The sequence below is a fragment of the Cardinium endosymbiont of Dermatophagoides farinae genome, from assembly GCF_007559345.1.
GTDB lineage: Bacteria > Bacteroidota > Bacteroidia > Cytophagales > Amoebophilaceae > Cardinium.
Map to the genome: position 1 here is coordinate 127,072 of NZ_VMBH01000001.1, position 19,091 is coordinate 146,162.

General features: G+C 38.6%; 21 protein-coding genes and 1 pseudogene. 18 read left to right on the forward strand and 4 right to left on the reverse strand.

The window, feature by feature from the left end:
- Positions 1-244 precede the first annotated feature (244 nt).
- A complete protein-coding gene (locus FPG78_RS00630; RefSeq protein ID WP_144086158.1) occupies positions 245-1,171 on the reverse strand; it encodes a hypothetical protein in 927 nt (308 codons plus the stop codon).
- A 512-nt stretch (positions 1,172-1,683) separates the two neighbouring features.
- Entirely contained in the window at positions 1,684-2,526 is an 843-nt protein-coding gene (locus tag FPG78_RS00635) for a hypothetical protein (protein WP_144086159.1), read from the reverse strand.
- A 45-nt stretch (positions 2,527-2,571) separates the two neighbouring features.
- On the opposite strand from FPG78_RS00635, the gene FPG78_RS07050 reads away from it, so the two are divergent.
- The 12 genes from FPG78_RS07050 to FPG78_RS00680 all read left to right on the forward strand — a co-directional run bounded on the left by FPG78_RS07050 (position 2,572) and on the right by FPG78_RS00680 (position 13,286).
- Positions 2,572-2,709, forward strand: a complete 138-nt coding sequence (locus FPG78_RS07050; protein ID WP_186292375.1) for a hypothetical protein — start codon at positions 2,572-2,574, stop codon at positions 2,707-2,709.
- Between the two features lie 467 nt (positions 2,710-3,176).
- Positions 3,177-4,889: an apolipoprotein N-acyltransferase gene (gene lnt / locus FPG78_RS00640; protein WP_144086160.1), complete on the forward strand. Its 1,713-nt coding sequence runs from the start codon at positions 3,177-3,179 to the stop codon at positions 4,887-4,889.
- A 103-nt stretch (positions 4,890-4,992) separates the two neighbouring features.
- Positions 4,993-5,187: a 30S ribosomal protein S21 gene (gene rpsU / locus FPG78_RS00645; RefSeq protein WP_144086161.1), complete on the forward strand. Its 195-nt coding sequence runs from the start codon at positions 4,993-4,995 to the stop codon at positions 5,185-5,187.
- Positions 5,188-5,240: 53 nt separating this feature from the next.
- Positions 5,241-6,137: a tyrosine-type recombinase/integrase gene (locus tag FPG78_RS00650; RefSeq protein ID WP_144086162.1), complete on the forward strand. Its 897-nt coding sequence runs from the start codon at positions 5,241-5,243 to the stop codon at positions 6,135-6,137.
- Positions 6,138-6,554: 417 nt separating this feature from the next.
- Entirely contained in the window at positions 6,555-7,769 is a 1,215-nt protein-coding gene (locus tag FPG78_RS00655) for an ABC transporter permease (protein ID WP_144086163.1), read from the forward strand.
- Positions 7,770-7,856: 87 nt separating this feature from the next.
- A complete protein-coding gene (locus tag FPG78_RS00660; protein WP_144086164.1) occupies positions 7,857-9,065 on the forward strand; it encodes an ABC transporter permease in 1,209 nt (402 codons plus the stop codon).
- A gap of 2 nt (positions 9,066-9,067) precedes the next feature.
- Positions 9,068-9,658, forward strand: coding sequence for an efflux RND transporter periplasmic adaptor subunit (locus FPG78_RS07440; protein WP_223261924.1), 591 nt, complete (start codon positions 9,068-9,070; stop codon positions 9,656-9,658).
- Between the two features lie 23 nt (positions 9,659-9,681).
- The gene (locus FPG78_RS00665; protein ID WP_255431681.1) at positions 9,682-10,188 is read left to right on the forward strand and encodes an efflux RND transporter periplasmic adaptor subunit; all 507 of its coding nucleotides are present in this window, start codon (positions 9,682-9,684) and stop codon (positions 10,186-10,188) included.
- Between the two features lie 108 nt (positions 10,189-10,296).
- The gene (locus FPG78_RS07940) at positions 10,297-10,527 is read left to right on the forward strand and encodes an ATP-binding cassette domain-containing protein (protein ID WP_255431682.1); all 231 of its coding nucleotides are present in this window, start codon (positions 10,297-10,299) and stop codon (positions 10,525-10,527) included.
- 32 nt (positions 10,528-10,559) lie between these two features.
- A complete protein-coding gene (locus FPG78_RS07945; protein WP_255431683.1) occupies positions 10,560-10,847 on the forward strand; it encodes an ATP-binding cassette domain-containing protein in 288 nt (95 codons plus the stop codon).
- A 17-nt stretch (positions 10,848-10,864) separates the two neighbouring features.
- Complete coding sequence (locus FPG78_RS00675) at positions 10,865-12,202, forward strand: TolC family protein (protein WP_144086166.1); 1,338 nt, start codon at positions 10,865-10,867, stop codon at positions 12,200-12,202.
- 295 nt (positions 12,203-12,497) lie between these two features.
- Positions 12,498-13,286, forward strand: a complete 789-nt coding sequence (locus FPG78_RS00680; RefSeq protein WP_144086167.1) for an RNA methyltransferase — start codon at positions 12,498-12,500, stop codon at positions 13,284-13,286.
- A gap of 51 nt (positions 13,287-13,337) precedes the next feature.
- Here FPG78_RS00680 and FPG78_RS00685 read toward each other — a convergent pair whose 3' ends face one another.
- Together FPG78_RS00685 and FPG78_RS00690 are read right to left on the reverse strand one after the other, a co-directional pair.
- The gene (locus FPG78_RS00685; RefSeq protein ID WP_144086168.1) at positions 13,338-14,228 is read right to left on the reverse strand and encodes a ubiquitin carboxyl-terminal hydrolase family protein; all 891 of its coding nucleotides are present in this window, start codon (positions 14,226-14,228) and stop codon (positions 13,338-13,340) included.
- Positions 14,225-14,575 (reverse strand): hypothetical protein, encoded by a 351-nt coding sequence (locus FPG78_RS00690; RefSeq protein WP_144086169.1) that lies wholly within the window; start codon positions 14,573-14,575, stop codon positions 14,225-14,227. The genes FPG78_RS00685 and FPG78_RS00690 overlap by 4 nt, the downstream gene beginning before the upstream one ends.
- Before the next feature lie 768 nt (positions 14,576-15,343).
- Here FPG78_RS00690 and FPG78_RS07445 point away from each other — a divergent pair.
- The 6 genes and pseudogenes from FPG78_RS07445 to FPG78_RS07455 all read left to right on the forward strand — a co-directional run bounded on the left by FPG78_RS07445 (position 15,344) and on the right by FPG78_RS07455 (position 18,897).
- Positions 15,344-15,778 (forward strand): hypothetical protein, encoded by a 435-nt coding sequence (locus FPG78_RS07445; RefSeq protein ID WP_223261925.1) that lies wholly within the window; start codon positions 15,344-15,346, stop codon positions 15,776-15,778.
- Between the two features lie 2 nt (positions 15,779-15,780).
- Positions 15,781-16,134, forward strand: coding sequence for a diadenylate cyclase (locus tag FPG78_RS07450; RefSeq protein WP_255431774.1), 354 nt, complete (start codon positions 15,781-15,783; stop codon positions 16,132-16,134).
- Positions 16,135-16,273: 139 nt separating this feature from the next.
- A pseudogene (locus tag FPG78_RS00700) lies at positions 16,274-17,253 on the forward strand (pyruvate dehydrogenase complex E1 component subunit beta).
- A 13-nt stretch (positions 17,254-17,266) separates the two neighbouring features.
- Entirely contained in the window at positions 17,267-18,046 is a 780-nt protein-coding gene (tpiA, locus tag FPG78_RS00705; protein WP_144086170.1) for a triose-phosphate isomerase, read from the forward strand.
- A gap of 53 nt (positions 18,047-18,099) precedes the next feature.
- Positions 18,100-18,450, forward strand: coding sequence for a 30S ribosome-binding factor RbfA (gene rbfA / locus FPG78_RS00710; protein WP_186292379.1), 351 nt, complete (start codon positions 18,100-18,102; stop codon positions 18,448-18,450).
- Between the two features lie 165 nt (positions 18,451-18,615).
- Positions 18,616-18,897, forward strand: a complete 282-nt coding sequence (locus FPG78_RS07455; protein WP_223261926.1) for a VOC family protein — start codon at positions 18,616-18,618, stop codon at positions 18,895-18,897.
- The last annotated feature ends 194 nt before the right edge of the window (positions 18,898-19,091 follow it).

Below are 19,091 nucleotides of genomic sequence, written 5' to 3' on the forward strand. Positions count from 1 at the left end.
AACAATTTTGCCCACGCTAAGGTAGGAGTAGCCTATAGCCTCTGCAGCAATGGAACTTGCTTATATCTTACATTTATAGTTTGATCGTTGTTGCTAGTATGGTGCATCTAGAATAAGGGGGTTTTTAAAGAACCCTAACTTTGCAAGTTTACGTAAAAGATAAGAGGGCTACAATTTTTGTGTAGATTTTCTGTTTGAAACGTCTTTTTACATATATTTCCGCTGCGGAATCGATTAGGAAAGTCTATTGGATGCAACTCTCTTTATACCCTCCACATGATACTAGAATATAATCTTGACCACAGTTTTGATATGTTTGTGGTGGCTGTTCAGAATCTTTTTCTTTCGATTTTTTCCTCGTGAGCATTTCCAATGCAGATCTAGCAAAACCTTTTTTTTTGACTTTGTGTACGCCTCTTTGGAAGCGATTCGCTGTTTCTTTGTTATACCCTCCATTTTTCTTTTCCTCTTGATTATTATTGGTATTATGACTTGGTGAGTTACTTTCTGTTGTTTTATTATTGCTTAGATTTTCATTAAAGTTGTTATTTGACAGGGTGTCTACTGACTCACTGTCAAGACTTACATTGATCTCGCCATTGTTATTAGAATTTTGATTTGGCAGGTTAGGTGTTGGGTAATCCATCTTTTTATAATCGGTATCGAGTTTAGAACTATCGGCTTCTTTACGCTTTACAGTATAAGTATTCGATCTACAAAGAGTGGAATTGGATTCAGGCCTATCGGATTCTTTATGCGCTACAGTATAAGTGTCCGATCTACGGCGAGGGGGACCTAATATCTCTGATAAAGTCGCTCCATCGCTGCTATCTGTAGTACTATCCGAATCTACTCCATCACTACAAGGGACTGCAATCTTAGGATTCTTATTCTCTTTATTACCCCCACCACGCTCATCCTGGTCCGCCTCTTGATCAGGATCAGGTATTTCTAAGTCTGGTTCAACATCTTCCGAACTACTAGCAGGACTACTTCCAGCAGTAGACTCTGTTGTAGCTTGAGCACCTCCCTGATTAGAATGATTTTTCGAATTGGTCTTGGACTTGGGATTATTTTTGTTACACTCTATAAAAAATGCACTTAACACAAACGCTAACAATAGAAAACTAAGCTTTTGAATAAACCTTGGAATAGCTATTTGTACCTTCATCTTTTGTTTTTTCTATACATATCAATCAACAGACCTTCTGCAAGACCTATTTGTGATCAGCAGTTTTTAGGAGAAACGCAGTCGAGCACCGCAGCATACTAAATGTATTTGAGGAGCATAGACAAGCTTCGACACCAAAATTGCCATTTAGCAATAGGTTTTGCAGAAGGTCTAATACTTGCCCATCTTACAGCAGGAGTAGGCTATAGCATTCCCAGTAATGTGACCTTGCTTAACCTTACATCAATGGATTAGTCTTTATTGCTCGTATGCTAGCATAAGGGGGTGTTCTTTTAAGCACAACATTCTGCAGTTTTACATAAAAAATAAGAGGCTTACAATTTTTGTGTAGATCTTTTTTGCCAAAAGATAGTCTGATATTTAGAAACCATTTGTATGCCTATATGATACAGTATCAGTCTGACAGGCTAAACTTAACGGATAGATGGCGTCTAAATGTATAGTGGCTATAAGGTAAAATCTTGACTTCTACAATTTTGCCACACTATTTGTTATTCTTCACTTGAATCCTTCGGTTGCTTTTCACGCATTTTTATTTTATTGAACATCCATGAGAACAGGTCTCTTTCTTTTGTGTGTTTTACAATTCCGTGAAAAGCTCCTTTGTTTTTCTTCTGACCTTTGTCAGTTTCACCAACTGGGAAATTATAAAGACTTTGAGTACCGGATCCGATCTTAGATTTATCTTCATCAGGTAATGGTGATGGCAATCGCATAGACTGAGAACCAGACCAAAATCTATTGAAATTAGAATTAGAATTCGGGTTTAATAGGTTTGTCGAATTTGCTTGATTATTATTATAATCGGAAGCTTTTAGGGTATTTAGTGGTCCCTCGCAACTTTTTGAGTTGTTGCATGAAAAATCATGTTCTGACTTATTTTTAGATGGCAATAATGGATCAGTATACAATCTATCACGTGGGAGTAATGGCAGGAAGGAGTTCTCCTGCCCATTCCCTGGCGTAAAGCTGCCATCTAAGCTTGGTTCATTTTGCGTTTGTTCTATATTGCTATTATTTGGATAAATTTCCTTAGTACCTAAGTTCACTGGTGTGGTACTAGTAGAAGTTACACCATTAGCATTCCCCCTATCATTATTGTCTGTATTGCTTTCATAATTATTATTGTGATCTATTTTTGATTGATTTTCATCTAGTTTTACATCTTGTTTCGATTCAGACCCTTCCGGACTATTAGAAATAGGGCTGTCAGTCACAGACGCTGCTGTATTTTGAAGGAGCTCCTGATTGCTATCATTTTCTTCTTCTTCAGGAGGCTGCGACTCCAGACCAGAGCTAGACTTGGACTTAGGATTGTTTTTATTACACTTCATGAAGCATGCACTTAACACAAACATTAACAATAGAAAACTAAGCTTTTGAATAAACCTTGGAATAGCTATTTGTATCTTCATCTTTTGTTTTTTCTATACATATCAATCAATAGACCTTCTTCAAAACCTATTTGTGATCAGCAGTTTTTAGGAGAAGCGCAGTCGAGCACCGCAGCATACTAAATGTATTTGAGGAGCATAGACAAGCTTCGACACCAAAATTGCCATTTAGCAATAGGTTTTGCAGAAGGTCTAATATTTGCCCATCCTACAGCAGGGATAGGCTATAGCATTCCCAGTAATGTGACCTTGCTTAACCTTACATCAATGGATTAGTCTTTATTGCTCGTATGCTAGCATAAGGGGGTGTTCTTTTAAGCACAACATTCTGTAATTTTACATAAAAAATAAAAGGGCCGAAACTTTTTTAGCAGAATTTCTGCTTGAAATATATTTTTATATATTTGCGCTACAAAACTTATGAGGAAGGTCTGTTGCACACAGCACTCCCTATTCAGTTGTGCGATTTTTTTGTAAATTAGCGGCATTCTCTATCTGAATAGGTGTCCTATAGTGTAATCAACAAAACGACACATAAAAGACCTTTATACTACAAGATCTAGTGGATTCACTCAAAAATAACGTATACAATGCCGCATTATCTGGTCTCTGATCAATCTAATAGCTATGTTTTATGGCTCGACCGTATTAGACTAAAGCTTTTTCCCAAACAATTTTTTAAGGCTTATGTGCTGCTTTTAGTAGCCTTGAGCAGCAGTTTGTTTTACCTATCTTGGTGTTCTTGTTGGTTCGGTTTTTTGTTATGCATAGCGATTGTACCTATGCTAGCTATCATGAAACTGCTTACCACAACCCCTGAAAAAAAAATCTTTTGCTGGACTGCGATTCTTTTAACCCTATTGCTTTGGAATACCTTAACCGTTTGGTGGATTTATAAAGCGGCTTTTGAGGGGTTTCTATTTGCAGCATGTTACAATACGGTTTGCCTTGCTTTGCCTTGGTTTTTTTATTATTACATCCGGAAATGGAGCGGCCTATATCTAGGCTATCTGGGGCTGGTAACCAGTTGGCTGACCTTAGAGCATGCACACCTCTCCTGGACCTATTGGGAACTTACTTTTCCTTGGCTTAACCTAGGCAATGGCCTGGCGGCATTGCCGCAATGGATTCAATGGTATGAATATACAGGCATACTCGGCGGATCCCTTTGGATTTTGATTACCAATATCCTGCTCTATCACCTGCTGTTTGAAAAAGCAAGTTTCGCACTATTAAAGGGATTTTTAGCTACTTTGCTACTGCCAATAACCACCAGCTTCATGATCTATTACGCCTATCAAGAAAAAGGAATGGATGTAGAAGCAGTAGTGGTCCAACCCAACTTTGATAGCTATACCGAAAAAAATAGTACCGATCCATCGTTTGTCCCCTATTCCGACCAAATCAATCGATTATTGACCCTTTCTAAAGAGCAGCTTACACCAGCAACCGCTTTAGTGGTTTGGCCTGAATCAGCTATTGATGGCTGCTGGTTAGAAGAAAAATGGACACATGCTTATCTATTGATGCAGCCGATATTCCAATTTCTAGAGCGCTATGCCTCTTTACACCTTATAACCGGCGTCAGCTCAATATGTATTTATGGCCCAAATAAGGCTACACAAACTGCTGAACGAATAGATGGTAGCTATATTGACACTTTCAATAGTGTTTTTTACCTAAAAGCTGGAGGTAAAACAGCCATATACCATAAAGTAAAAAGATTACCAGGTGGAGAATATATCCCCTACTTCCATCTTTTATCAGACAAGGCATTGTCTTGGCTCAAACAAAGATTCCTTGATATTGGGGGTATAATTCCTACGCTTGGTAAGGGAGATGGCGCTAAGGTGTTTGAAATAGATGCGCATATTAAGGTGGCACCGATTATTTGTTATGAATTGCTCTATGGGGCTTTTGTAGGTAGTAGCGTCCAACAAGGTGCCAATCTTCTTGCGGTAACAACCAATGATGGCTGGTGGGGCAATACGCCTATATACCATCAGTTTTTTCAATATAGCCGTTTGATAGCCATCGCACACCGAAGGAGTGTAATGCGTGCAGCCAATACCGGTATTTCTGGCTTTATAGACCAACGTGGAGCAGTAATAGCCGCAACCAATCGACTAGAAGCCGCTGCAATGCGCGCAACAGTACGCGCCAATAATCAAATGACTTTTTACAGCTTATATGGTGATTACATTGGCCATATCGCTTCATGGGCTTGTTTGCTGCTGTTTTGTATCATGCGTATGATGCGGTGGCGGCAAAAAAAAAGAAAGCCTATTTTGGCTACTGCTTAAAGTAGAATCTTTTATTAAAAGAGTCTTGTGCTTCCTCTATTTTTAGAGTAGATTTGTGGTGGGATATCAAGAACCCATTTTAATTACAAAATTTAAGAAGTGTATGATTCTTGTAGAAGTAAAAGACAACGAAGGGCTAGATAGGGCGCTAAAAAGATTTAAAAAGAAGGTTGAACGTGTGGGGGTACTCAAACAGGCCAGGCAGCGTATGGCCTATACCAAACCAACTGTGAGCAGAAAAGCGCAAAAGTTAAAGGCAATGTATAAGTATCGGATGCTACATGGCAACAACGGGTAGGAATCGTTATTCTACTTTTTGCTGGGTATAAAAAGTAAGGCACCATTTCCTTTATGGAGAACCAATCGCTTATTGCGCTGTTTGAGGCCTATTTAACGGAAGAAAAAAGAGTCAGCCGCCATACCGTTGTAGCATACAAAACAGACTTAAATCAGTTTGTAGCCTATCTATCTGGGCTCAACCTAGTTGTTACGGAGGTCAAGGCGCAGGATTTGCGTGGCTGGATCATGTCTTTGGCCAAAGAAGGGCTTGCGCATCGTTCTATCAATAGAAAAATGGCTGCCTTGCGTATCTTTTATGCTTTTTTAGAAAAAAAAGGGCGCATCGCCACGCGTCCTACGGATGCACTGAAAAGTCTAAAAGGAAAAAAAAGGTTGCCGGTCTTCTTTCAAGAAAAAGAGCTTTTGGCCTACTTAGACCAATGCCTATTTCCGGTTCATTTTGCTAGGTTGCGCGATCAGTTAATTTTAGAGCTTTTATATGGGACAGGTATCCGCTTGGCTGAATTGATCGCCCTTTGCCAAACAGATATCAACCTCGCAGAAGGAACCATTCAAGTGGTAGGTAAACGTGATAAAGCGCGTATCATTCCTTTCCCACGACCACTAGACCAATTAATAGCCGTTTATTTGGCCCAAAAAGAAAAACTGGGGTATCATTGTACGCCGCAGCTGATCCTAACCGATTCTGGGCAGCCCTCCTACCCTATGTTTATTTATCGCGTGGTCAAAAAGTATCTGGCACCCACTACCCGTGCCAGTCAGCATAGCCCTCATATATTGCGCCATACTTTTGCCACCCATTTATTAGATAGAGGCGCTGACTTACAGGCTATTAAAGAACTATTGGGTCATGCAAGTTTGGCTGCTACCCAAGTCTATACCCATAACTCCTTAACAAGGTTAAAAGAAATATTCCAAAAAGCCCATCCTAGAGCAGAAGAAAAATAGACCTTCTGCAAAACCTATTTGTGATCAGCAGTTTTTAGGGGAAGCGCAGTCGAGCACCGCAGAATACTAAATGTATTTGAGGAGCATAGACAAGCTTCGACACCAAAATTGCCATTAGAAATAGGTTTTGCAGAAGGTCTAATGATGGCATCATAAATTTATGATAAGGATTCCTCCAATCGGTTTTATTTATATGCATAAGCAGTTAAGTTATTTGTCTATTTTTGTATTAAATTTAATCAGCTGTTGTATAGACCTTCTGCAAAACCTATTTGTGATCAGCAGTTTTTAAGAGGAGCGCAGTCGAGCACCGCAGAATACTAAATGTATTTGAGGAGCATAGACAAGCTTCGACACCAAAATTGCCATTAGAAATAGGTTTTGCAGAAGGTCTTATTACTGGATTAATAGAAGCTTATGCTTATCTTGTATGCTTTAAGAGAGGCCTATCAAAGCCTTAAAACCCATATGTATAGGGCCCTGGCTATGGGTTTTGGCGTTTCGTGGGCTATTTTTGTGCTGGTATTGCTATTAGGTATTGGCAATGGCTTTCACAATGGTATTTCCCAGGCATTTGCAAAATATGGCGTAAAAACCATGATCATTTGGGGAGGTAAAAGCGCTGGAAGTAATCATCCTATTCCACTAGAAATGGCTGCAAACTTATCTAAGCCATTTGGTACCATTCAGCATGCTAGCCCTATACTTTGGCATGATAGCCCTGTAAGGTATGGAACAAAACAGGTGGCCGTATGGGCTTTAGGGTGTGATCCTTGCTATGCTTCGTTGGCTAATCTGTCCATGCAGGAAGGGCGTTTCTTTACACCGCGTGATCAAGTGGCCCTACATCATGTTTGTGTTATGGGTATATGCATTAAAAAAAAATTATTTGGAGCAGCCTCTGCTATTGGGCAATATATCTTTTTGGGTGACACCGCCCTACAGGTAGTGGGTGTGCTCGATCCGTTAGATACTAGCCTTTATAGTGAAGCGCATGCTATATTGCTTACAGATGGTTTATTTAAAAAGATATTTTCTAAGCATAGCCATTATACAGGTGCTATTCGGCTTACATTGGTGCCAACTGCGCGCGAAGAAGTAGTAGAAACACAATTCCGTACTTACTTTGCACGCCATTTGAATTTTGACGTTAAAGATACAAAAGCGCTTGGTCTATTTAGTATAGCCAAACATGCCGATAAATTTAATAGGTTTTTTAAAAATATCTCTATTTTCAATACCATTATAGGTATATTTCTGCTTATAATAGGTATTGTAGGTATCAGCAATATGATGCTGGTGACCATTCAAGAAAGAAGACAAGAGATCGCTATTCGAAAGGTACTAGGCGGCCGTTCTATAGAAATCGTAGCGATGATTTTATCTGAAGTAGTTATCGTAACCCTTATAGCTGGTATAATCGGCTTTGCGGCAGGCTGTGCTCTTATGCAGTTGCTCAATAAATGGGTAGTCCCATTATGTAAAGCCTATTACCTATCTACTTTAACTTGCCCTCCTTCGTTTGTCCTTGGTGGGTTGGGATTGACTGCTTTAACCAGCTGTTTGGCTGGTATGCTACCAACTATAAGGGCTGTACGCATAAAGCCTGTAGAGGCATTGGGTGGTAAGTAAAAAGGATGTTATGCTACTTTTTGCGGCGAGTTGCTTGGTCTTACTTTGTTAGGGGGCCTGCTTGCCCGCTGAACAGCTATTTATATTATGTTTGGATATCACTGGTTTATAGAGGTGTGCTGTAGCCTAAAAGCCCATAAAATAAGAACCGTGTTTACGGGATTTGGGGTGATGTGGGCCATGCTTATCTTAGTGGTTTTACAAGGTGCAAGTGCTGGACTTTATAATGGTACGATTAAAAAATTTCATAGGTATAGCAACTGTACACTCTCCATTCGTCCAGGTTACAGTTCAGCTGATGGCATGCACTTAACAGAAGCGTTAACAAGCGATCTTGCCGATAACTTGAATAATGTTTTTGAACAAATTATGCCTATATTTCGAACCAAACGTTCTGTTGCTTGTGCACAAGCCATGCATGAAACTAGTATACTAGGTGTGGGTGTTGGATATGAAAAAATCAACCACTTGGCGCTTACAGAGGGGCGATTTTTTACTGAACGTGATATCACGCAAAGGCTTCCCGTTTGTATACTAAGTTTGAAAATAAAAACGACTCTTTTTGACACTAAAGCAGCAGTTGGGCAGTTCGTCACAATAGATAGCACGGTTCTTTATGTGATTGGTGTGTTAGAAGCTATTGCTGGGGTAGATAATGATCAAATCATTATTCCAAGTAGCTTATTTAAAGGATTATTTCCTCTAAATGTTGAAAGTATTGATTGCATTATGTGCGCTTTAATGCCCAAACAAAATCCTGTACAAGTAGAAGAAAAGATTCGGGCTTATTTAGCCGGGCGGCTCAATTTTGAAGCGCAAGACAAACAGGTACTACATATAAATAATTTATTTAAACGCGCTAGATCTTTTCAAATGCTATTTATAGCGATACAGGGGTTTATTTGGTTGGTAAGCCTTTGCTTTTTAGTCAGTGGTGTGGTCGGTGTAAGTAATATGATGCATGTTGTTGTGAAAGAGCGTACCCAAGAGCTTGCTATTCGCAAGGTGATCGGTGCCAAGTCAAGCGATATTATCGGTTTAATTTTGCTGGAATCAATTGTTATTAACTTAATTGCTGGCATCTTGGGTCTGGGAACCGGTATGTCCATGCTCCAATGGATAAATCGCTATTTGGTTCCTATTTTAGAAAAACATGGCATTGCTCGTTTTGAATTTCAATTTTCTATGGTTTTATTTGCTTTAGGCGCTTTGGTGCTCTCTGGTTGTTTAGCTGGCATGATCCCTGCAAAAAGAGCATCGTACATTAAACCAGTAGATGCTTTAAATAATGAATAAAAATGCGTACAATAACCAAACTTATTTTAACCACTAGTATAATAGCTGGAGGGGTTTTTGCTTACCAAAAGGCATATAAAGGTCAATGGAGCAAGCTAGATCAAATAGCCTTTTGGCGTAAGCTAGATCAGCCAACCTTTCAAACCATCAACCCCACGCGTAGAACCATTGTTCGAAAAAAAGTTTTTACTGGCAGCCTAATGCCCCATAAAGAAGTGAAGGTAACGACACATGTTACAGGCATAGTAGAAAAACTATTCGTGCGTGTAGGTGATGCTGTGCAACAAGGTGCTGCTATTGCGCGTATTAAAATACAACCTAATCCAAAAGAGGTTGCGGCTGCAGAAAGCAAACTGCGTTTGGCCACTATTGACTGTGGTCAAGCTAGGGCAAAATACCTAAGAAGCAAACAACTTTTTAGTAAAAAGATGCTGGCTAAAGAAGCCTATGAAGCTGCTTTGGCCAGCTGGAGCAAACTAAAGAAAAATTTGCCGCTGCCCAAAAAGAGCTGGAAATCACGCAACGTGGCTATGCTACAGGAAAAGGAGCAGGTTCCAACATCATTAAAGCCACTACAAAAGGGACTATTTTAGACTTACCCGTTAAAGAGGGCAGTATGGTGCAAGCAGTCAGTAAACAAGGTGCTGGCACCACAGTAGCCCTTATTGGAGATATGGACTGTTTTTTGTTTTCAGCTAAGGTTAGTGAGCTAGATGTGGTCCATCTCACCAAAGGGATGACCTTTACGGCCTCATTAAATGCTTTTAATAAGGAAAAATTACAAGTTACTTTAACTAAAATTGCACCAAAAGCCAGTGAAGAAGAATTTAAAAAAGGAGAGATTAAATTTGAAATCGAAGGAATCATACAAAAACCAAAAAAATCAAAAATTACCTTACGCGCAGGTTATTTAGCCCTTGCAGAGGTCATTTTAGAGCAGGTAAAGAATGTCCTTGCCATTCCAGAAAGCACCATTCACATGGAAGGGTCAACCTATTGTGTAAAATGTTTGCATGCAGGTAAAGTGGTTACAAAAAATGTAATATTAGGGCTATCAGATGGGCTTCATGTCGAAGTAAAAGAAGGCCTTACAGACGCCGACCACGTAATTGTAGAAACGTAGCATGATTCAGATTCAGGACTTATATAAATCCTATCAAAACGGAACCGTCACTAGAACGGTGCTGAGTGGCATAAATTTTCAACTTGAAAAAGGGACCTTGTTGCTTTAATGGGGCAATCCGGTGCTGGAAAGTCTACATTATTGAATATTATTGGCATATTAGATGATTATGACCGTGGGGATTACCATCTTAATGGTGTGCACATAAAAAATCTCTCTAGTCAACAATCGAGTAGCTATAGGAGTCAGTTAATTGGGTTTATCTTTCAGCGATTTCATTTAATTCCTTTCAAGACTGCTTTAGAGAATGTAGCACTGCCCTCTATTACCAGGGTATAGAAAAAGAAGAGCGCTACAAGCGTGCATGGGCCATGCTCGATAGAGTTGGGTTAGCTGCGTATGCCCATCATAAGCCAAATGCACTTTCAGGCGGCCAACAACAAAGGGTAGCGATTGCACGTGCGTTGGTAACCGCTCCGCCTTTAATCTTAGCAGATGAACCAACCGGCTCTTTAGATAGCAGTACTGCGCATGAGATCATGGCCGTACTTAAAGAAATGAATAGAGAAGGAAATACGATTCTTATTGCAACTCATTCTGTGCAGGTAGCACGCCAATGTAATAGTATTCAAGAAATTGTAGATGGAAAAATTGTCTAATAAAAATTTTACTCAAGATGTTGGTAACTAAAAAATTGGTTGTATGTTTAAGCATGATCTGCAGCATAACGCTTTTAACCCATGGTACAACAGAAGCAAAAAACAAACCGATCAGCTTGCAAGAGGCCATACACATCGCCTTAAAAGATAATCTTACCATTCAAATGGCTGAAAATACCAAAAAGCAAGCCATTCTTTCCAATAAAATAGATACTTTTGGCATATGGGCGCCTCAGGCTACCTTTATGCTTGCCTATGAAAGCATGCGCGCATCACACCCTACAACAGCTCAAAATAGCACAAGACCAGATATTACCATTGCACATAAGCTTCGATCTACACCTGTTTTTACATTACAATGGACGCTCCCCTCATTATTTGATAAAATTTTCCAGACTAAAATTCATTATCAAAATAATCGTCTATATAAGCTGGTTGCGAAAAAATCAGTAGAAAAAGAATTACAGCAAGTAGTCACCGCTTATTATGAACTCGCATTGGCACAAAAAAAATGGGCGTTATCCAATAACTTAATCAAACTTGCCACAACTAGGTTAAAAGTAGAGGAAGAAAAGCTAAAGGTAGGACGCATCTCCAAAATAGATTGTTTGGACGCGCAGCTGGCGCTCAAACAGGTAAAATTAAACTTATTAGAGCGGCAAGAAGCATTGAAAAGGAAACGCCGAAGCCTAAATTTAATACTAGGCAAACCCTTAAATGAAGAAACAGTAGTACAATCAGCTATTTCTGTGCAACCTATATGGAACATTAAAGCGGTTACAAAAGAAAAAGTAATTGATTTAGAAGCAAACATACACCAACAACAGCTAGCCATAGCCACAACCGAGTTAAAGAGGGCTAAAGCCTATCCGCTTTCTTGCTTGAGCCTATCGGGTAGTTTTCGATCGAACGGCTATCTATATAATTTAGAAAAAGAAGGGTGGTATCTTGACAATAAGCCTACCCAATGGTTGGGGAGCATTGGGATTACTATTGATATAGCGACGTTGCTATTAACGCCTGCAAAGGTTAAAAAAGCACGGATCCTATTCAATAATGCAAAGTTTGCTTTACAACAACAAAAGTTAGCGGTAGAAGATAGCTTAGAAGATAAAAAATGGAAATACCGTCATGCCTTAGATGCATATAAAGTAGCAGAGGAGCAACTGAAAATAAGCAAGCAAAAGTTGGTATTTGTAAGAGAAAAGTATCGTTTAAAGCAGATCAAATTACTTGAATTACATGAAGCAGAAGAAGCTACTGAAAAGGTAGAAATCGGTTTAATAGAACAAGCCTTTAAGGTAAAACAGGCAGAATTCGACCTATACCGACTGGTTGGTATGTTTCACCAATAGCTTATTGATACCCCGGCCATTTCTTGAGTGCGCATCGAGCACTTTTGGATTTCTTTGAGAATAGTTGTAGATTTACTGTGTGGTTGTTTAATTTAGTTATAGCTCGGTATTAATTTTTTTGTCTATGATCTCATTTAAAACTGTTTTTGCAACTGGAATATCATTATTGTTTCTACCATTCTTTTTGCATTTTATGTCATTGGTTTTTATATTAAAGCTTGCCATATTGCCATGTGTGATTGCAATGAATTATTTATTGTTTCATTACATAAAAAATAGGGCAGCAAGTAAGCAAATGGGTAAAAATCTAATAGAGGCGTTGTATCCTATTTTAAGCAAAAGGAGAGCCACATCCATCCATCAGTTGGCACTTAAAAAACACCGCTTGGCACGAGCTGCTTTTGTCTTAGAGGGGAAAAAAAGTATTCAAGCATTGCTTGCTGCTGATTACGCTATACAATGTATAGTAGGCACCCCCTCTTTTTTTGTAGAAAATCAGGATATAGTTGCTTCCCTTCCTAAGGGAACAGAAATATTTGAAGTGAAGCAAGCCTTGCTTTCTGGGCTAGGTTCTTTTGTGCACAACCATGAAGTACTAGCAGTAGCTGCTATACCCAAACCCACTCAACCAGATCCATCACCTGCCGGCATTACACTTGCATTGGATGGCATCCAGGACCCTGGCAATTTCGGCACCATTATCCGCATAGCAGATTGGTATGGCATAACCACCATATTATGCTCGCGCACCACTGTAGATCTATACAACCCAAAGGTATTACAAGCCAGTATGGGTTCTTTTGTAAAAGTCAATGTACATTATGTAGATTTGCCACTTTATTTACAAAGTTGCAATCTACCTATTTTAGGTGCTATGTTGGATGGCAAACCTGTACACGATTTTTTATTCCCAGCCCATGGGATATTGGTCATTGGCAATGAATCACATGGGATTCAACCTGCTGTACAGCAAACCTTTACAGCGGCTATTGCCATTCCTAGATATGGCCATGCCAACTCCCTGAATGCAGCCACCGCTACAGCTGTTTTATGTGACAATTGGAAAAGGATAAGGAGTGAATAGGCGCACTTTTCCATTTTTGGATACAACATTACCAGATGGTTGAATGGATATTTAGCTTTTTGTATAAAACAATAGATATGCTGTTTTAGATTTGTCTGTTGCTTCTTCTAGACTAATTTCTGTTATAACACTATCATCTGCTTTATACCATTTTCCTTTACGTTTTACATAGGCAACATAATGGCCATCAGTGGTTCCATCTCCGCGGTGTACAATAAATCCATTTAAATCAAACGAAACGGTAGCATCCTGATTAGGGTCTGATTGAATTTTAATATGCATGGCTTCACGAACTGAATCAGATATTTTAGATTGATTAGGATTTCTATCTAATTTTATATACAATCTATCGGATAGGTTAAGTATTGTCTGCTTAATATAATCTTTTTTAAAGCCTTTATTAGAGCCATACATAACAGGATCTATCTCGTTTTGATTTTTGTCTACAAAAAGAGGCAAGCTCTTTTCTTCGCAAAGGGATATTTTTTTCCAATCTATATCTACACCTTCCTCTCCTCGTACGAATTGTTCTTGATAGTGTTTAATCATTTGGTTAAGATTACAACCTTGCACTATAGGTATAGTCAACATGTGAGAGGCTGAACTTTTTCGCTTATATTTGCAAATACATTCCTTATGTTCTTGTTTATGTTTAACTTTTAAAAATAAACTTTCAGTACAAATAATAGGATATATAATATATCCATCACTTAAGCATAGAAAATGTTCCTTGATATGTTCTATAAACTCATCAGGATCATGTTGTCGACCTGAGGTTGCCATGCTTTTCGCAGCTTCTGGTAAGCCTTCTATAAATTTATTTATATCGCTAGGATCTAATGCGTGATGCGTATCGTTGATTTTATTGATCCACCCTTCTAGGCAACGATTTTGTGCTTCATCTACATACAAAGCTGCAATAATTTGAAGGACTGCATTCATATAACAAGTATTACGCACATTAGGGAGCCCAGCAAAAGGGTAGGCAAAGAAGCGTTCGACGTTTCTGACGAACTACTACTAGAGGAATTATCCCCACTATCGTATCCCGAGTCAGAGTTACTAGAACCCCCTGAAGAAGCGCCAATCCCTGGGATATCACTTAGATCATCTGTAAAGTCACTTAAGTTGCCTAGATTACCATCTTCTGAAGAAGAAAGAGAAGATGACTTATGCAACGACTTTCTATTCCTTTTTTCGCACCTACCTTTGCAACTACCTACCATTGCATAGGTTGTGACGAGTATCATCAACCAGTTCCTTGGATGGAATATAAAATTTTTAAACATTATATCTTTTTTAATTTTAGAAAATTAGTTTTCTAATGTTACGGTTGCTATACCCTTACACTAGAGCGGTGTAGATGGGGTGATTATTCCTAGACCTTTTGCAAAACCTATTGCTAAATGGCAATTTTGGCACTTGTCTATGCTCCTCAAATACATTAGTATGCTGGCTGACTGCGCTTCTCCTAAAAACTGCTAATCACAAATAGGTTTTCCAGAAGGTCTCCTCAATCCTCTGGCCATAAAAAGTAAATTTTGTACCATCCATTCAACCATACCGCCACACTACTCTAAAACAAAAAAAGACTTATAAAATAAGTGGAACCAGAAAGCGAACGTAGAGATGAACAAAAAAGGCTTGTATCACACACAGAGGGTAGTTTTTTTCTTAACTACATAACAATTAAATGATATAATGCTTCGATAACCTATTTGCAATTCTACTAAAAAATCTTGAATAATAAAATCGTTTAACTTTTTAACGATCCATTAGCTTAAAAAAGTGCGCATCCATTCAGTAATACAAAAAACTGGATTACAAATCATATAACTTGATTATCAATATTAAAAACAAAACATGCTTCTATATAAGTTAATCAATTACCATGAATATTTTTTTACCTATTTTTAAATTTGTTTTTTTGCCAACAAAATCTTTTTTTTAACACAAAATTAATCCAAAACAGATTGCTGATCATACCAACTTACCGGTTTTTATACCTTTATTTTATATAAATTATTTTGATTATAAATCTAAAAACTATTTAATCGATGCCATTTAACCTACTAGATCTTGAGCGTTGGGACATTAGTTTTACATTTGTGGTTGATATTGTACTACTTGGTTGTTTGGTTTATTGGGTATATAGATTGGTTAAGGGTAGCATAGCTGTAAAGAGTATTTGGGGTTTCTTGATCGTATATCTTTTTTACTGGATTGTTCAAGCGCTGCATTTAAAATTCCTACAATCTATTTTAAGCTTATTTATAAGTCCTATGGTGCCGATTATTCTCTTTCAAAGGGAGATCCGCCACTTTTTGTTTAGTATAGGCAACAACCTTGTGGGCAGTAAAGCAATGATTATACAAATGATTCCTTGGCTGGCTGATAAAAAGAGTGAGATTGATGTTACACCAGTGGTAAAAGCGGTGCAAACACTAGGGGTAGCAATACAGGTGCGCTTATCGTTTTTACCAAGGATGTAGACCTGCGCTATTATGAAGAATCCGGGGACTTACTTAATGCGGTAGTCTCTGCGCGATTGTTGATTGCTATATTCAATAAATATAGCCCATTGCATGATGGTGCAGTTATCATTCACAGCAACAAAATTGTAGCGGCAAGGTGTATCCTGCCTGTAACGGAGAATCCAAATATTGCTGCTCGTTTTGGATTGCGTCATAAAGCAGCTGTTGGGCTTACCGAGATAACAGATGCATTGGTTTTAATTGTTTCAGAAGAATCTGGTCAAATATCTATAGCTAGAAAGGGAACGCTGGAAAGCAACCTATCTGCTCAAGAGATTAGAAGTGCATTAAAGGATTATCTGAGTAATGATTAGACCGCTCTCAAAACCTATTTGTGGTGCGAAATTTTTGAAAAAGGTCTATTGCAATCTGGCGTTTAGAGATAGGCTGTTTTTTCTTGATGTGTCTTATCTTTGACGGGACTGATCTTAATTTTAATTAAAATACTAGGAGATGCGGACCATACAATTTAGAGAAGCATTGCGGGAAGCAATGGTCGAGGAAATGCAAAAAGATGAAATGATCTTTTTAATGGGTGAAGAGGTAGCTGCATACAATGGTGCCTATAAGGTAAGCCAAGGTATGCTGGAGCTTTTTGGCCCAAAAGGGTTATAGATACGCCTATTAGCGAGTCGGGGTTTACTGGACTGGGTGTGGGCGCTGCTATGAATGGCTTACGCCCCATTATAGAGTTTATGACTTTTAATTTTTCTCTAGTAGCTATAGATCAAATTGTAAACGGAGCTGCCAAAATGTATGCGATGTCTGGTGGCCAATACCATGTGCCGATTGTATTTAGAGGACCAACTGGTAATGCGGGTATGTTAAGTGTCCAGCATTCTCAAAATTTTGAGAATTGGTATGCGAATTGTCCAGGGCTAAAAGTAATCGTGCCTTCTAACCCCTATGATGCGAAGGGATTGCTTAAAAGTGCGATTAGAGATGATGATCCTGTAATATTTATGGAATCAGAGTTAATGTATGGCGACCTGGGAGCGGTGCCTACGGAAACCTATTTACTGCCAATAGGCAAAGCCCATCTGATGCAAGAGGGCACTGATGTAACCTTGGTATCTTTTGGTAAAATGGTTAAAGTGGCAAATGAAGCGGCACAAGTAATGCAAAAAGAAGGAGTTGCAGTAGAATTAATTGATTTGCGTACCATTCGCCCATTGGATCTCTCGACGATTATTCAATCGGTAAAAAAAACCAATCGCTTGGTAATTGTAGAAGAGGCCTGGCCACTCGCTTCTATTGCTTCTGAAATAACCTACCAGGTGCAAAAACATGCTTTTGACTATTTAGATGCGCCCATTCAAAAAGTAAATAGCTTGGATGTGCCGCTTCCTTATGCACCTACTTTAATAGAGGTTGTGCTACCCAATGTAGCCAAAACAGTGGCTGCACTTAAAAGGGTTTTATACCTAACCTAATAATAGGCAACAGATGAAAAAAAAATACCTAATCGCGAATTGGAAAATGTACAAAACAGTACAAGAGGCCACCCACTTTATGGAAGCGTTATTGCCGCAATTAAAAGCTATAGATGGACCCGAACTGGTACTAGGTATTGCGCCTTCTTTTGTCCATTTGCCAACTATAGGAGCTTTAATAGGCGATAAAAAATCTATTAGCCCTCTTTCAAATAGTATTCAACTAGTGGCTCAAAACTGCCACCATGAAGCAGCAGGCGCTTTTACGGGAGAAGTATCTGCTGGGATACTGGCATCTATAGGTGTAGGTGGGGTACTGATTGGGCATAGTGAACGCAGAAGCTATCAAAAAGAAGACAACCTGCTTTTAGCTAAAAAAATCAAAAGGGTATTGGAAAATGGCATGCAGCCTTTCCTTTGTTGTGGGGAAAGTCTGGAAGCGCGCAAGAGTGGTAGCCATCAAGCTGTTGTTCAGCAACAATTACAAGAAAGTCTAGCTGGTCTCACCTCAAAGGAGATAGAAAAATTAGCGATTGCTTATGAACCTGTTTGGGCAATTGGAACGGGACAAGTAGCTGGTTTAGACGTAATTACAGAAATGCACACCTTTATAAGGAAGTTCTTATCGGACCAATGTGTAAGCGAAAAGGTTCCTATCTTATATGGAGGAAGCTGTAATCCACAAAATGTAAAAGCTATATTTAACTGTCCCAATGTAGCGGGTGGACTGATTGGCAGCGCTTCATTACAAGTGGACCAGTTTATGAAGATTGTTATGGCATTACTAGAATAGACTGCTTTCGAAACGCGCTTATAATAAAGAAGTCTAGTAAAACAATGGTACAGATGACCAATCCTATTAAAATAGCGCAAACTGCTAAGATGATCCAAAAAGAGTTGGGCACACTTTTCTTAACGGAAACAGCTAGGTGGTTTGGCAATGCTTTTATATCGGTTACAGCGGTTGACTTAAGTAGTGATGTAAGCCTGGCAAAGGTCTATCTAAGTTTTACCCTTCATGACAACCAGGAAATATTATTGCAACAGATTAATGGCCATAAAAATACCATAAAGCGGTTACTAGGCAAAAGAGTGGCGGGTAAAATGCATAAAGTACCAAATTTAAAGTTTATAGTAGATCGTTCGGTTGTACAAGGTGCACGTGTGACCACTTTGATTGATCAATTAGATCTATAGACCTTCTGTAAAACCTATTTGTGATCAGCAGTTTTTAGGAGAAGCGCAGTCGCCAGAATACTAAATGTATTTGAGGAGCATAGACAAGCTTCGACACCAAAATTGCCACTAGAAATAGGTTTTGCAGCAGGTCTAAGGTAAAGTATAAAAAGGCAGATCTATAATATGAATACAACGCTAGAAATTGCTATTTTCCTTTCGATGAATGGCAGGGCACAAGAGGCGATAAGTTTCTATAAAAAACATTTTAATGCAAAAGAATTATTACTTGTGACTTACAAGGATATGTCAAAAAGAGATCCCTCGATGGAAATTACTAATAAAAACAAAAATTATATTACCCATTCTGTTCTATCTATTGGAAACACCAAAGTAATGATTGCAGAAAACATAATGGATATGAATGAAAAATATAAAGTTGGTAACAACATATCATTATGTATTTAGAGTGCTGACTTACAAGAAATTGAGTCTTTTTACAAAAGTTTAATTACCGATAATAGGGTTAGGATTATAGCCCCATTATCTAAAAATGTGTTTAGCGAGGCTTATGGAATTATTGAAGACCCTTTTGATATTCAAATTCAACTAATGTATGACAATAGACTAAAGATCGAGTAGAACCCATAAATAATATAATC